Here is a 13,947-nt window from a genome sequence, read left to right as displayed (position 1 = left end):
CAAACTGCCACAAAATCAATAAGATAAAAATAACATTCGGGTGTATTGACAAGAAAAAAATAGCAGTATCTTTGCGGGCTTAAAAATCAGGTTATGTCCAACATCAAAAATATTGCAATCATTGCCCACGTAGACCACGGTAAGACTACCTTGGTGGATAAAATCATGTACCATTGCCAGTTGTTCCGCGATAATGAGAACAAAGGCGATTTGATTTTGGACAACAACGACCTGGAAAGGGAACGTGGGATCACTATCGTATCCAAAAACGTTTCCGTGGTGTACAAGGGCACCAAAATCAACATTATCGATACTCCTGGGCACGCCGATTTTGGAGGTGAAGTGGAGCGTGTACTCAATATGGCGGACGGGGTACTGTTGTTGGTGGATGCCTTTGAAGGTCCTATGCCACAGACCCGTTTTGTATTGCAAAAGGCCATTTCCCTTGGTTTGAAACCCTGTGTGGTTATCAATAAGGTGGACAAAGAAAACTGTACACCAGAAGAAGTACACGAAAAAGTGTTCGATTTGATGTTCGAATTGGGTGCCGAGGAATGGCAGTTGGATTTTCCAACGGTTTACGGCTCCGCCAAGAACAACTGGATGGGCGAGGACTGGAAAGAGCCAACCCAGAATATTGAACCTCTTTTGGATATGGTCATCGAGCATATCCCAACCTTTAAGCCTCAGCAGGGGTCTACCCAAATGTTGATTACTTCTTTGGATTATTCCTCATTTACGGGACGGATTGCCATTGGAAGGTTGCAACGGGGCATCCTTAAAGAGGGTCAGAATATTTCTTTGGTGAAAAGAGATGGAAAGATCATCAAATCCAAAGTAAAGGAATTGTACACATTTGAAGGACTGGGAAGAGTAAGGGTACCTGAAGTGATAGCCGGTGATATCTGCGCCATTGTAGGTATGGAAGGTTTTGAAATCGGGGACACGGTTGCTGATTTTGAAAATCCTGAAAAATTGAAGACCATCGCCATTGATGAGCCAACGATGAGTATGTTGTTCACCATTAATGATAGTCCATTTTTCGGTAAGGATGGAAAGTTCGTTACCTCAAGGCACATCAAGGAAAGATTGGAAAAAGAGCTGGAGAAGAACTTGGCCCTAAGGGTACAAGAAACTGGTAGCGCAGATAAATTCATGGTATTCGGGAGAGGGGTATTGCACCTTTCCGTATTGATCGAGACCATGAGAAGGGAAGGCTATGAACTTCAAATCGGGCAGCCACAGGTTATCATCAAGGAGATTGATGGTGTTAAATGCGAGCCTGTAGAGCACTTGACCATTGACCTTCCAGAGGAAGTTTCCGGCAAGGCCGTGGAAATGGTATCCATCAGAAAAGGGGAGATGATCAGCATGGAATCCAAAGGATCCCGTATGTTGTGCGAATTCATGATTCCATCCCGTGGTATCATCGGTCTAAGGAACCAATTGTTGACCGCCACCGCAGGGGAGGCCATTATGGCACACCGCTTTATGGAATATCAACCATTGAAAGGTGAGATTGCACAGCGTTTGAACGGTTCCTTGGTTTCCATGGAAAATGGTACCGCCATTCCCTATTCCATTGACAAACTTCAGGAAAGGGGTAAATTCTTTATTGATCCGGGAGAGGATATTTATGAAGGACAGGTAATTGGTGAAAACTCCCGTGGTGATGATATGACCGTGAACGTGACCAAGACCAAGAAGCTTTCCAACGTGCGTTCTTCAGGAGCAGACGAGAAGGCCAAAATTGTACCTGCGATCAAGTTTTCTTTGGAAGAAGCGTTGGAATATATCCAAAAGGATGAATATGTTGAGGTTACTCCCAATCACATAAGAATCAGAAAGATATTCTTGAAAGAAGTAGATCGTAAGCGTAATAAGCCGATCTAACCTTTAGCGCTTAAATGCCCGTGGTGCTGTTCGCGAAGACAGGCCACGGCTGCACCTATAATGCCGGCGTGGTTCATAAGCTCTGCCTTTACGACCTCTGTCTCAATATTGATAAGGTGGCTGAATTCTTCCCATTTTTTGGAAGTTCCACCGCCTACAATGATCAGGTCGGGGCTTACGATCAGTTCTACATATTCCAAAAATTTGTTGAAACGTTTGGCCCATTTTTCCATGCTCAGGTCCTCACGGTCTTTAGCTGAGGCTGCCGCCCATTTCTCAATTTTCTTGTGCTTTTTATAAGGTATCTGTCCCAGTTCAAAATTAGGGATGAGTACCCCGTTTAAAAAGGCACCACTGCCCAAACCGGTTCCAATGGTGATCATGATCACCAATCCAGCCTTTCCCTTGCCTACTCCGTAGTTCATAGAGGCATATCCGGCTGCATCGGCATCGTTGAGTACCGTAAACTCGTGGCCAGTGGTTTCGGTGAAAAGTTCATCTATATTGACGCCTACCCAACTTGGGTGAAGGTTGCCTGCCGATTTGCAAACCCCATTTTTTACGATGGAAGGGAAGCCACATCCGACGGGACCACTATAGTTAAAATGCTCCACTATTTCAGCCACTACTTGGGCCATATCGGCCGGTTTTTTGGATTTTGGAGTGGCGATTCGGTAACGTTCCGTCAGCATTTCACCGGTTTCTGCATTTACCAGGGCGCCTTTGATGCCCGTTCCACCAATATCAATACCAAGAATTTCCATAGAAGGAGGTGTCATATTATTGGAACAAAGAAACGAAAACTTTTTTGGTTTGATTGTTTATTGGTTTTTTATTGGAGGTTGGCCAAAAAGAAAGAACCAAACCAATCTCTCTGTTGTTCAGGATTATAAAATGCAGCTAAAAAACACGCCACACATAACGTCATCCAAACTTTACCCTGAAGGTCTTGGTGAAATTAAATTGCCTTTTGGATGACCTCAAAAACCTTGCTACCATCACATTTAAGAGTCTTGTGCGGGTATTTTAAAATGAGGGCGTAATCATGAGTGGCCATGATGATGGTGCGCCCATTTTGGTTAATGTCCTGAAGCACCTTCATGACCTCCACACTGGTCTGGGGGTCCAGGTTCCCGGTTGGTTCGTCCGCCAAAATGAGTTCGGGGTCGTTCAAGAGCGCGCGCGCAATGGCAATACGTTGTTGTTCCCCACCGGAGAGCTCATGCGGAAATTTAAAACCTTTGGTTTTCATACCCACCTTGGTCAAGACCTCTTCGATCTTGTCGCTCATTTTTTTGGGGTCCGTCCATCCCGTGGCCTTCAAAACAAATTGAAGGTTATTGTTCACATTGCGATCGGACAGCAACTTAAAATCCTGAAAAACAATGCCCAGTTTTCTTCGTAAAAAGGGAATGTCTTTTTCTTTTAACATCTTCAGGTCAAAATCCACTACATTTCCCTCGCCCTGTTTTAGGGGAAGGTCGGCATAAAGCGTTTTCATAAAACTACTCTTGCCACTCCCGGTTTTTCCTATCACATACACAAATTCACCTTTTTTCACTTCAAGGTCGATGTGGTTCAAAACCATGTTCTCGTTTTGGAATACGGCTACATCTTGTAATTTTACAATAGTCTCGGGCATAGTGTCACTTTCTGGAATAAAGGTACTAAGTTCTAAAAATATTCGCCATTATTGTCCTGTCAATAAAAACAAGTTTAAACCTAAATATACTTTGGCTTAAATTTTGACGTTATGTAAAAGTCAATCGAGAACAGCGTAGAACACTATGAATCGAACAAACCTCCTTTTTATTCCCATTTGGTTGGGATCTTTTTTTATACTTTCTGCCCAGGAAACCAAAATTTATTCCCACGAAAACAAAGCTTACCAAGATGCTCTGGCGTTGTACAACGATCAGCAGTACCAAGCAGCGCAGACCATTTTCGAGAAAGTCAAGGCCAACACCAACGATTACGAGACCGAGGCCAACAGTGCCTATTATGCCGCCAACGCGGCTATTCGGTTGAACCAGCGTGGTGCCGATAAAATGATGGAGGATTTTGTGGAGCGATACCCGACTTCCACCAAACGCAACTCTGCTTTTTTGGATGTGGCCGATTATTATTTTGAAACGGGGAAATACCCCTATGCCCTAAAATGGTACAAAAAGGTGGACGAGTCCTCCATGTCCTACGGAGATAGGGAACGCTTTAATTTCAACAATGGTTATGCGCTCTATGCCTCCAAGAAACCGAAGGAAGCCGAGCGGTATTTGAGCAAGGTGTCCACTTCCCAAAAATATGGCTCTCAGGCCAAATATTATTTGGGTTACATCGCCTACGAACAGGATGATTATACCGGGGCCAGTGCCCGGTTCGACCAGATTACGGACCCCGAATTGCTCAATGAGAAATTGTCCTATTATCAGGCCGACCTGAATTTCAAGCTTGGAAAATTTGAGGAAGCCATAGCCATGGCGGAAAAGCAATTGCCCAAATCCAATAGGGAAGAAGTATCCGAACTCAACAAAATCATTGGGGAGAGCTATTTCAACTTAGAAAAATACGGGGAGGCTATCCCATATTTGGAAAAGTACAGGGGCAAACGCGGCAAATGGAGCAATACCGATTACTATTTGTTGGGGTACAGTCATTATAAATTGGGCGATTACCAAAGTGCCATCCAACAGTTCAACAAAATCATCGGGGGCACCAATGATGTTTCCCAAAATGCCTATTATCATTTAGCGGAATGTTATCTAAAGTTGGATAAAAAACCGGAAGCCTTGAACGCATTTCGTAATGCATCCCAAATGGATTTTAGCCCTCAGATCCAAAAAGATGCCTTCCTCAACTACGCCCGTTTAAGCTATGAGGTCGGGAATGCATACGAACCGGTTCCGCAGGTGCTGACCGCTTATTTGGAAAAATATCCAAAGGATGAACACCAATTGGAAATCCAGGAACTTTTGGTGGATTCCTACATCACCTCCAAAAATTTTGAAGGTGCCATGAAACTTTTGGAAGAGAACAAAAATTACGCGAGCAAGGAAACCTATCAAAAAGTAGCCTATTATCGTGGTGTGGAACTTTTTATCGATGGGGATTATGAAGGCGCGTTGGAGCGTTTTTCAAAATCCTTGAAAAGTGCCGATAATGCTAGTTTTCAGGCAAGAGCATTGTATTGGAAAGCCGAATCCGCCTACCGATTGAACCGTTTTGATGAAGCCTTGGTCGATTTTGTGAAGTTTCAGGGACTGCCCGCGGCCAAAGCCATGCCCGAATATCAGGAATTGGATTATAACCTGGGTTATTGCTATTTTAAATTGAAGGATTACAACAATTCCATTGCCTATTTCAAGAATGTAGTCAACTCCGGTGCCCTAGACGACGAGCGAAAAAATGACGGATACCTTCGGTTGGGGGATGGGTATTTCGTGACCAGTCAATACCAATTGGCCATGAAGGCTTATGATACATCATCAAAAATGAACGGTCCCGAAAGGGATTATGCAGCCTTCCAGAAAACGCTGTGCAGTGGATTTTTGGGCAACAACAAGGCCAAGATTGATGGTCTCAACGATTTTTTGAACATGTTCCCAACTTCTTCCCTTCGGGATGATGCCCTTTTTGAACTCGGTAACACGTATATCGCCAATAATCAAGAACAATTGGGATTGCAAACCTATGACCGATTGGTACAGGAGTTCTCCAAGAGCAAGTATGCCCCACGCGGACTTTTGCGTGAAGGTTTGGTGCATTACAATGCCAGTAGGAACGAACAGGCATTGACCAAGTTGAAGGAAGTGGTGCAGAAATATCCGAATACCCAAGAGGCCAAACAAGCTGTGGCCACGGCCAAATTGGTCTATGTGGATGAAGGCCGGGTGAGCGAATATGCCGCTTGGGCACGTAACCTAGATTTTGTGGAAGTTACCGACGCTGAACTGGACAACGCCAGTTTTGAATCCGCCCAACGCAAACAAATGGAAGGCAAGACCGATGCCGCCCTTCGTGGTTATGAGGATTACCTGAAACAATTCCCGAACGGGCTGCATGCCCAAAATGCCAACTTTGCATTGGCGCAGTTGTATTTTGCTGCCGGAGATAAGAACAAGGCACTACCTAAATACAAGGCCGTTGCCGATGGAGGCAATGGGGAATATACCGAACAGGCCTTGACCCGGGTCTGCGAAATTTATGTGGAAAAGCAGGATTACACCAGTGCCATTCCCTATTTGAAACAATTGGAGAATTCGGCGGAAATTACGGAGAACCGAACCTTTGCACAATCCAATCTTATGAAAGGGTATTATGGACAAAAGGATTATTCCCAGACCTTGGCCTATGCGGAAAAAGTGTTGAAGGCACCAAAAATCGATGACCGTATCAAAAGTGATGCACAGATTATGATTGCACGCTCGGCCATTGCCACGAACAATGAAAACTTGGCCAAAACCGCCTATCAGGAAGTGAAGAAAATCGCCACAGGCGAGTTGGCGGCAGAAGCATGGTACTATGATGCTTTTTTCAAAAACGCTGATGGTAATTTTGAATCGTCCAATGAGTCGGTGCAAAAATTGGCGAAGGATTATTCCGCCTACAAACAATGGGCCGGTAAGGGATTGGTGATTATGGCAAAGAATTTCTACGGTTTGGGCGATGCCTTCCAGGCAACCTATATTTTGGAGAGTGTGATTACCAATTTTGCGGAATTCGATGAAATTGTCATCGATGCCAAAACACAATTGGCGACCATCAAGGCGAAGGAGGCCGAGAGCAATTCATCCGTAAACCCAAACCAAAATTAAATCGAGACACAGCATGCAAACGAGAGCAACCTATATATTTTCATTACTTTTTTTGAGCCTTTTTGGAGCGATGTACGGTCAGGACAAGACCGATGATATTGGTACGGAAACGGTGACGGTGGTAAAACCATATTCCCCCACCGTTTCAGATGCCTTCAAGATAAAGTCAACACCAAGCCTCAACGATTCCATCGTCCTTCAAAAAAAGAAAATTGATTACAGCATATTTTCTGTGCCCGTGGCATCCACGTTCACGCCGGCCAAAGGGAGGGCCTCCGGGGTCAAGAAGACCCCACCGCCAACCTTGTACAATTCCTATGCATCGGTAGGGTTGGGCAATTACAACAATGCCTTGGTCGACTTTTACACCAGTAGGGAGTTCAATCGAGGAGAAGACCTTTTGGATTTCGGCCTAACCCATAATTCGTCTCGAGGCGATTTGGATTCCACACCTTTGGATACGGATTTTTACAATACCAAATTGGATGTTACCTATGGTAAAAAAGACCGTTATATGGACTGGGGAGCAGCCGTGGGGCTTCAACATCAACTGTATAATTGGTACGGTATCCAGAATGATGTGTATTCCGAAGATCTTGTGGCCAGTATGGACGAGACACAGAACTATTTCAATGCGGAGGCCAAGGCGCACTTGAACATGGAGGATTCGTTTTTCAAGCAAGGAAACATCTTGTTGAGACGTTTTTGGGATGCTACCGAATCAGGGGAAAATAGGGTAGTGGTGAATCCTACGATCGAATTGCCCATCACCGAGGAACTCATCACTATTGCGGCCAAGTTCGATTATGTGGGAGGTAATTTCAAGAATGCCTCCTTGAACAGCACCACCAATGATGGTGAAATCAACTACAGCCAATTTCAGGCGGGGGTTACCCCAAGTTTGTTGATCTTGCGTGATGATCTTACTGTGAACCTTGGCGCCAACATTGTGTATGGTTTGGATGCGGAGAACAGCGATAGCAATTTTTATATCTATCCCGCGGTTACCGCTTCCTATCGGGTCATGGAAGATAATGTGATTGCCTATGGCGGTATTGAAGGACAGTTGAAGCAGAACTCTTACCATGATTTTGTGGACGAAAACCCATATGTATCCCCCACTTTGGATATTCAACCCACCGACCAACAATATGAAGGGTATGTGGGCTTGAAGGGGCAATTGACTTCCAACATCGGGTATAACTTCAAAGGGTCGTATTTGGCCGAAAACCGTAAGCCCTTGTTTATCCATAACCCCACAAATATTTTACGGGATGACGAAAAGAGCTATTATTATGGCAATTCTTTCCAGGTATTTTATGACGATGTAAAGACGTTGGGTGTTTTTGGGGAAATCAATGTGGATGTGAACCGAAACTTCACCTTGGGTGTCAATGCCGAGTTCTACGATTACGATACGGAAACCGACAATCCCGCTTGGAACCTTCCTTCCATTAAAGGGTCTTTGTTTATGGATTATCAGATTACGGAACAATGGTACATGGGTGCCAATCTGTTTTATGTGGGTGAGCGCGATGATTTGCTGTCGCAAAGAGCAACAATTGATTCCGAACTGGAGTTTATGCAAGTAACCCTAGATGGCTTTTTTGATGCCAATGCCCATGTGGGGTATCGGGTGAACGATCAGTTGTCCATCTTTGTGAAGGCCAGCAATATTGCCAACAATAATTACCAGCGATGGGCCAATTTTAGGGTACAGGGCTTTCAGGCTTTGGCCGGGGTATCATATAAGTTTGATTTCTGATTTGTAGGATTATACGCAATAAATAGCAGGTTGGGTCGTTTAATACTTCCTGCCAATCTTTTGAAAATCATTTGATTGGTGGTTCCAAGTAAATTGGAAGCCATGCGATTACGACTTTTGCACATAACCACCCAGCTTGTTCTTTGCTTCTGTTTTGCGATGGGTTTTTCCCAAAATTTAGTGCAAAACGGGAGTTTTGAGGAATATAGTTCCTGTCCTGAAAAAATGAGCAACCTCAACAAGGATGCGGATTATTGGAGTGCCCCCACTTTGGGAACCACAGATTACTTCAACGAATGTAGCAAGACCAAGTTGGGCATTCCCATGAATTTTAAAGGAAAGCAAGATCCTTTTGATGGTAGCGCCTATGCCGGACTTTATCTGTACGCCCCTGACGATTATAGGGAGTACATTCAGGTACCTTTGACCCAAACCTTGGAAAAAGGTAGTCGATACCGGCTGACTTTGTTTGTGAGCTTGGCCGAAAAATCGGATGGGGCGGTTATGGATATGGGGGCCATTTTTGCCGAAAAGCCGCTATCCATTCATACCAAAAGACATTTGTCGCAAGGTGTGCTCTTATCCGTGGCAACCGAAACCACCCCCATAAAACAGTTCCCTGCCCATGACTATTACGAAGACAAGCAGAAATGGATGGAACTGAGCTTTGATATGGTGGGTAAAGGATTTGAAAAACATCTTATCCTCGGTAATTTTAAAAGCAATGCAGGAACCAGTTATCTCGATTTTGGACATACCACCAACAACAAAGGGGGGTATTCCTATTATTATGTAGATGAGATTTCGTTGACCTACTTGGGTCCAGATTATCAACCAAATGAAGTGTACGTGTTGGACCATGTCAATTTTAATTTTGACAAATTTGATCTTCAGCCCAAGGCCAAACAAAGTTTAAGGGATGTGTATGATTATTTGCAAAAACATCCAAACTTGATGGTTTCCATTAGTGGCCATACCGATGACCTTGGATCTGATGAATACAATAATGTCCTTTCCAAGGAAAGGGCACAGACCGTGGCCGAATATTTAATGGCTTTAGGACTCGATAAAAGGAGAATTACCTCCAAAGGTTTTGGCGATAAAATCCCATTGGATTCTTCACTGACGGATGAGGCAAGGAGAAAAAACCGTAGGGTAGAATTTGTGATGACCGAGTTCGAGGACGAAAACCCATAATATTTCAAGGGCATTTTTTATTTTTGGAACAAACCATCATCCAAAATGAAAAAACTAGCACTCCTTTTTTTTATCCCTTTATTTTTTGCTTGTAGCCCCAAGGAAGAAGTGGACCTTATTGTCTACAACGCCAACATTTATACCGTGGATGATACTTTTTCCATGGCCTGTTGTGTGGCCATAAAGGACGGGAGATTCATCGCCGTTTCCAATAATGCCGATATCTATAAAAAATACAAGGCCAAAGAAGAATTGGATGCTAAAGGGAAGACCATTGTTCCGGGATTGATCGATGCCCATTGTCATTTTTACGGACTAGGGTTGAACCAGCAGGTCGTGGATTTGGTGGGTACCACCAGTTTTGATGAGATTTTGGAAAAGGTAGTGGCATTTCAAAAGGAACGGCCATCGGATTTTATCCGAGGACGGGGCTGGGACCAGAACGATTGGGAAGAAAAGGAATTCCCAACGAAGGATAAACTGGATGAATTGTTCCCTAACACCCCCGTTGCTTTGGAACGTATTGATGGGCACGCCTACCTTGTTAACCAAAAGGCATTGGATTTGGCTGGGATTAACACAGAAACCAAAGTGGAAGGTGGGGAAATCGTGACCAAGGAAGGTAAGATTACGGGTGTTTTGGTGGATAACCCCATGGGATTGGTGGATGCTGTCATTCCACAACCATCCAGAGAGCAGCAAATACAGGCCCTAAAAGATGCAGAGCGTATCAGTCTGGATTATGGACTCACCACGGTTAATGATGCCGGTCTTTCACGCGCTACCATAGAATTGATTGATAGTTTACAGCAAGCGGGAGATTTGTCCATCCGCGTATATGCCATGGTATCCAACTATCCGGAAAATTTAGATTACTTTTTGGACAAAGGAATTGTTAAAACGGACCGGCTGGATGTTCGTTCTGTAAAAGTATATGGCGATGGTGCTTTGGGTTCAAGGGGAGCAGCTTTAAAAGAGCCTTATTCGGATAAGCCTGGTCATTTTGGTGCCATGGTAACCCCCGTTACCGAAATTGGGGCCTTGGCCGAGCGTATTGCCGCTTCCGATTATCAAATGAACACCCATGCCATTGGAGATTCGGCCAATGTAGTGGTGCTACGTGCTTATAAAAAAGCCTTGGAGGGCAAACCGGACCGTCGTTGGAAGGTGGAACATGCCCAGGTAATATCCATGGAAGATTTCGATTATTTTAAACTGGGCATCATTCCATCCGTTCAGCCGACACATGCCACGAGTGATATGTACTGGGCCGAAGATAGATTGGGGCCTGAACGTGTGCAGGGGGCTTATGCCTACAAGAAACTTTTGGATGAAGCTGGCATAGTAGCCTTGGGAACCGACTTTCCCGTAGAACAGGTAAGTCCATTCTTGACTTTTTATGCCGCGGTGGCCCGTCAGGATTTGAATAATTATCCAGAGGGTGGTTTTCAGATGAGAGATGCCCTGTCTAGGGAAGAAACGTTGAAAGGTATGACCATTTGGGCAGCCTATTCCAACTTTGAGGAAGGCGAGAAGGGAAGTATTGAGCCAGGTAAGTTCGCCGATTTTGTAATCTTGAGTAATGACATCATGACGGTTCCCGTTTCGGATATTCCCAATCTAAAGGCGGAGCAGGTTTTTGTGGGCGGAGAAAAACTCAAATAAAGACTACCGGTCATTCTGAACGCAGTGAAGAATCTATTTCATCTCAAATCAGATCAAATAAAAAAGCCCCAAATAGGGGCTTTCGTTTATAAATAATATGGTTTAAATGCTAATCGGCACGGTAACCCTTGTGGTCCCCCATCCCATGACCATAGCTCCGCTGTCATCAAAAGCAATGGAAAAAGCCTCTAATTCTTCATCGTCAGCACTGGTCTTGGCCATTACCCGGGCAACATCAGCCTCACTATCATAAGAAAAGGCGCCCCATTGGTTCAGGTTGCTGTTCAAGATTACGGTCCACTCTCCTTCACCTGGAATAGTAAAAAGGGAATACGTTCCCGCTTTAACGGTCTTGCCTCCAATGGTGGCATCCTTGTAAAAAGTGATTTCGGTGCATTCATTGGCACCGGTTCTCCATACTTTCCCTTCTGGGGCAAGTTCGGTCAAGCTACGTCCTTTCAATTGTGGTCTGCTGTAAATGACCTTGATGGATTTTTGGGGAACTCGCGAACTGGTCGGGAAAGTGACAATATCCGCAGGACTTTTGTCCAACCCGCTGAATTTTTGGGCAGTTACTTCAGTGGAAAATACCATGGTAACAGCTAGGAGTGTAAATAGGAATACATTTTTCATGATTGTGATTTTAGTAGTTTTCAAAACTGGGGCCTAAAAAGGTCCTTTCGGTTTATAAAGACGTTAAAAAAGGATAAACTTACAAAACGTTGGGGATTACTATGGTATTTTGAGAATATGGTTACAATCTAATAGAGGTTTTCTTTTTGAAATTACAATATGGAATTAATAAGTTATTTATTGTTTTATTTATAAAGTATCAGGTTCATTTTTGTATCAAAATTGTTACTAATTTATTTGAATATGTGTGGTATTGTATGCGCATTTGATGTGAAGGAAAGTACAGAAGTACTTAGGCCCCAATTGTTGGAGATGTCTAAGAAAGTAAGGCACCGCGGACCGGATTGGAGTGGGATTTATGCTGATGATAAAGCGATTTTGGCCCATGAGCGTTTGGCCATCGTGGATCCAGCTTCAGGAAAACAACCGTTGTTGAGCGCCGATGGAAAATTGGTATTGGCCGCTAACGGTGAAATTTATAACCATCAACAATTGAGAAAACAGTTCGAAGGGAAATATGAATTCAAGACCCAATCGGATTGTGAAGTGATCTTGGCATTGTATCAAGAAAAAGGGGTTGACTTTGTGGATGAAATGAACGGTATCTTCGGATTCGCCATTTACGATAGTGAGAAAGACGAGTACTTTATCGCTAGGGACCACATGGGAATTATTCCACTTTATATCGGATGGGACAAAAACGGAACCTTTTACGTGGCTTCCGAATTGAAAGCATTGGAAGGAACCTGCTCCAAGATCCAATTGTTCCCTCCCGGACATTATCTGCACAGCTCCGATGGTGAGTTCAAGAGATGGTATTCAAGGGATTGGATGGAGTATGACGCCGTTAAGGAAAACGAGACCAGCATTCAGGCCATTAAAGATGCCTTGGAAGCTGCAGTGCACCGTCAGTTGATGTCAGACGTTCCTTATGGCGTGTTGTTATCCGGTGGATTGGATTCCTCCGTAACCTCCGCCATCGCCAAAAAATATTCCCAAAAAAGAATCGAGTCTGGTGATACTGCTGATGCCTGGTGGCCCCAATTGCACTCCTTTTCAGTAGGATTGGAAGGCTCCCCTGACCTTGCCGCCGCACAAGTGGTGGCCAAGCATATTGGAACCATACATCACGAGATTAAGTTTACCATCCAAGAAGGTTTGGATGCCATCAAGGATGTGATCTATAACCTGGAAACCTACGATATTACCACCATTAGGGCCTCCACACCCATGTATTTAATGGCTAGGGTCATCAAGTCGATGGGTATCAAAATGGTGTTGTCAGGAGAAGGTGCTGATGAACTTTTCGGTGGATACCTTTATTTTCACAAGGCACCGAGTCCAAAGGATTTCCATGAAGAAACCGTGCGTAAGTTGGATAAACTTCACATGTACGACTGTTTAAGGGCAAACAAGTCCCTGGCAGCATGGGGCATTGAAGGCCGTGTGCCTTTTTTGGACAAAGAGTTCATGGATGTGGCCATGCGTGTAAACCCTAAAGACAAGATGATCAACGGGGAGCGCATGGAAAAATGGGTAGTGAGAAAAGCATTTGAGTCCTACCTTCCTGAAAGTGTGGCCTGGAGACAAAAGGAACAATTTTCGGATGGCGTAGGCTATAGCTGGATAGATACCTTGAAAGCGATGGTTGCCGAGGAAATTAGTGATGAACAGCTGAAGAATGCACACTTCAAGTTCCCGATACAGACGCCGACCACCAAAGAAGAATATTATTACCGTTCCATATTTGAAAGTCATTTCCCTTCGGATGCGGCTGCATTGAGTGTTCCTCAGGAACCTTCAGTGGCCTGCAGCACCAAGATAGCGTTGGAGTGGGACGAAGCGTTCAAGAACATGAACGATCCTTCGGGCAGGGCCGTTGCCAAAGTGCACACCGATGCCTACGTGAAATAGCAGTAATTAGCAATCAAGAATTTGGAGCAGGAGAAGTTTTGTTTCATTTTCAATTAGTCGGAAAAGCCC

9 protein-coding genes are annotated in these 13,947 nt (G+C 44.3%); 6 read left to right on the top strand and 3 right to left on the bottom strand.

The window, feature by feature from the left end; genetic code table 11:
* Nucleotides 1-93 precede the first annotated feature (93 nt).
* Nucleotides 94-1,893, top strand: a complete 1,800-nt coding sequence (gene typA, locus GTK07_RS09605; RefSeq protein WP_163635038.1) for a translational GTPase TypA — start codon at nucleotides 94-96, stop codon at nucleotides 1,891-1,893.
* On the opposite strand, the gene ppgK is transcribed toward typA, so the two are convergent.
* Both ppgK and GTK07_RS09595 read right to left on the bottom strand, forming a co-directional pair.
* A complete protein-coding gene (gene ppgK, locus GTK07_RS09600) occupies nucleotides 1,890-2,657 on the bottom strand; it encodes a polyphosphate--glucose phosphotransferase (RefSeq protein WP_163635037.1) in 768 nt (255 codons plus the stop codon). The two genes, typA and ppgK, sit on opposite strands and share 4 nt — an antisense overlap.
* Before the next feature lie 194 nt (nucleotides 2,658-2,851).
* Nucleotides 2,852-3,535 (bottom strand): cell division ATP-binding protein FtsE, encoded by a 684-nt coding sequence (locus GTK07_RS09595; RefSeq protein ID WP_163635036.1) that lies wholly within the window; start codon nucleotides 3,533-3,535, stop codon nucleotides 2,852-2,854.
* A 145-nt stretch (nucleotides 3,536-3,680) separates the two neighbouring features.
* Here GTK07_RS09595 and GTK07_RS09590 point away from each other — a divergent pair, with 145 nt between their 5' ends.
* The 4 genes from GTK07_RS09590 (at nucleotide 3,681) to GTK07_RS09575 (ending at nucleotide 11,331) form a co-directional block, all read left to right on the top strand.
* The gene (locus tag GTK07_RS09590; RefSeq protein ID WP_163635035.1) at nucleotides 3,681-6,704 is read left to right on the top strand and encodes a tetratricopeptide repeat protein; all 3,024 of its coding nucleotides are present in this window, start codon (nucleotides 3,681-3,683) and stop codon (nucleotides 6,702-6,704) included.
* Between the two features lie 13 nt (nucleotides 6,705-6,717).
* The gene (locus tag GTK07_RS09585) at nucleotides 6,718-8,469 is read left to right on the top strand and encodes a TonB-dependent receptor (protein WP_163635034.1); all 1,752 of its coding nucleotides are present in this window, start codon (nucleotides 6,718-6,720) and stop codon (nucleotides 8,467-8,469) included.
* Between the two features lie 180 nt (nucleotides 8,470-8,649).
* Nucleotides 8,650-9,666: an OmpA family protein gene (locus tag GTK07_RS19405; protein WP_163635033.1), complete on the top strand. Its 1,017-nt coding sequence runs from the start codon at nucleotides 8,650-8,652 to the stop codon at nucleotides 9,664-9,666.
* Nucleotides 9,667-9,711: 45 nt separating this feature from the next.
* The gene (locus tag GTK07_RS09575) at nucleotides 9,712-11,331 is read left to right on the top strand and encodes an amidohydrolase (RefSeq protein ID WP_163635032.1); all 1,620 of its coding nucleotides are present in this window, start codon (nucleotides 9,712-9,714) and stop codon (nucleotides 11,329-11,331) included.
* Between the two features lie 102 nt (nucleotides 11,332-11,433).
* Here GTK07_RS09575 and GTK07_RS09570 read toward each other — a convergent pair whose 3' ends face one another.
* Nucleotides 11,434-11,964: a DUF2911 domain-containing protein gene (locus GTK07_RS09570; protein WP_163635031.1), complete on the bottom strand. Its 531-nt coding sequence runs from the start codon at nucleotides 11,962-11,964 to the stop codon at nucleotides 11,434-11,436.
* 243 nt (nucleotides 11,965-12,207) lie between these two features.
* Here GTK07_RS09570 and asnB point away from each other — a divergent pair, with 243 nt between their 5' ends.
* A complete protein-coding gene (gene asnB / locus GTK07_RS09565) occupies nucleotides 12,208-13,878 on the top strand; it encodes an asparagine synthase B (protein ID WP_163635030.1) in 1,671 nt (556 codons plus the stop codon).
* Nucleotides 13,879-13,947 lie beyond the last annotated feature (69 nt).

The organism is Flagellimonas sediminis, from assembly GCF_010500845.1.
GTDB classification, from domain to species: Bacteria; Bacteroidota; Bacteroidia; order Flavobacteriales; family Flavobacteriaceae; genus Flagellimonas; species Flagellimonas sediminis.
Note: the sequence above shows the minus strand (reverse complement) of the source record. Positions and strands in the feature narration are given on the sequence as shown.

Excerpts from the sequence above, each read along its gene's own strand:
- GTK07_RS09585 (WP_163635034.1), top strand. The coding sequence starts at position 6,718 with ATGCAAACGAGAGCAACCTATATATTTTCATTACTTTTTTTGAGCCTT.
- ppgK (WP_163635037.1), bottom strand. The coding sequence starts at position 2,657 with ATGGAAATTCTTGGTATTGATATTGGTGGAACGGGCATCAAAGGCGCC.
- GTK07_RS09595 (WP_163635036.1), bottom strand. The coding sequence starts at position 3,535 with ATGCCCGAGACTATTGTAAAATTACAAGATGTAGCCGTATTCCAAAAC.
- asnB (WP_163635030.1), top strand. The coding sequence starts at position 12,208 with ATGTGTGGTATTGTATGCGCATTTGATGTGAAGGAAAGTACAGAAGTA.
- typA (WP_163635038.1), top strand. The coding sequence starts at position 94 with ATGTCCAACATCAAAAATATTGCAATCATTGCCCACGTAGACCACGGT.
- GTK07_RS09575 (WP_163635032.1), top strand. The coding sequence starts at position 9,712 with ATGAAAAAACTAGCACTCCTTTTTTTTATCCCTTTATTTTTTGCTTGT.
- GTK07_RS09590 (WP_163635035.1), top strand. The coding sequence starts at position 3,681 with ATGAATCGAACAAACCTCCTTTTTATTCCCATTTGGTTGGGATCTTTT.
- GTK07_RS09570 (WP_163635031.1), bottom strand. The coding sequence starts at position 11,964 with ATGAAAAATGTATTCCTATTTACACTCCTAGCTGTTACCATGGTATTT.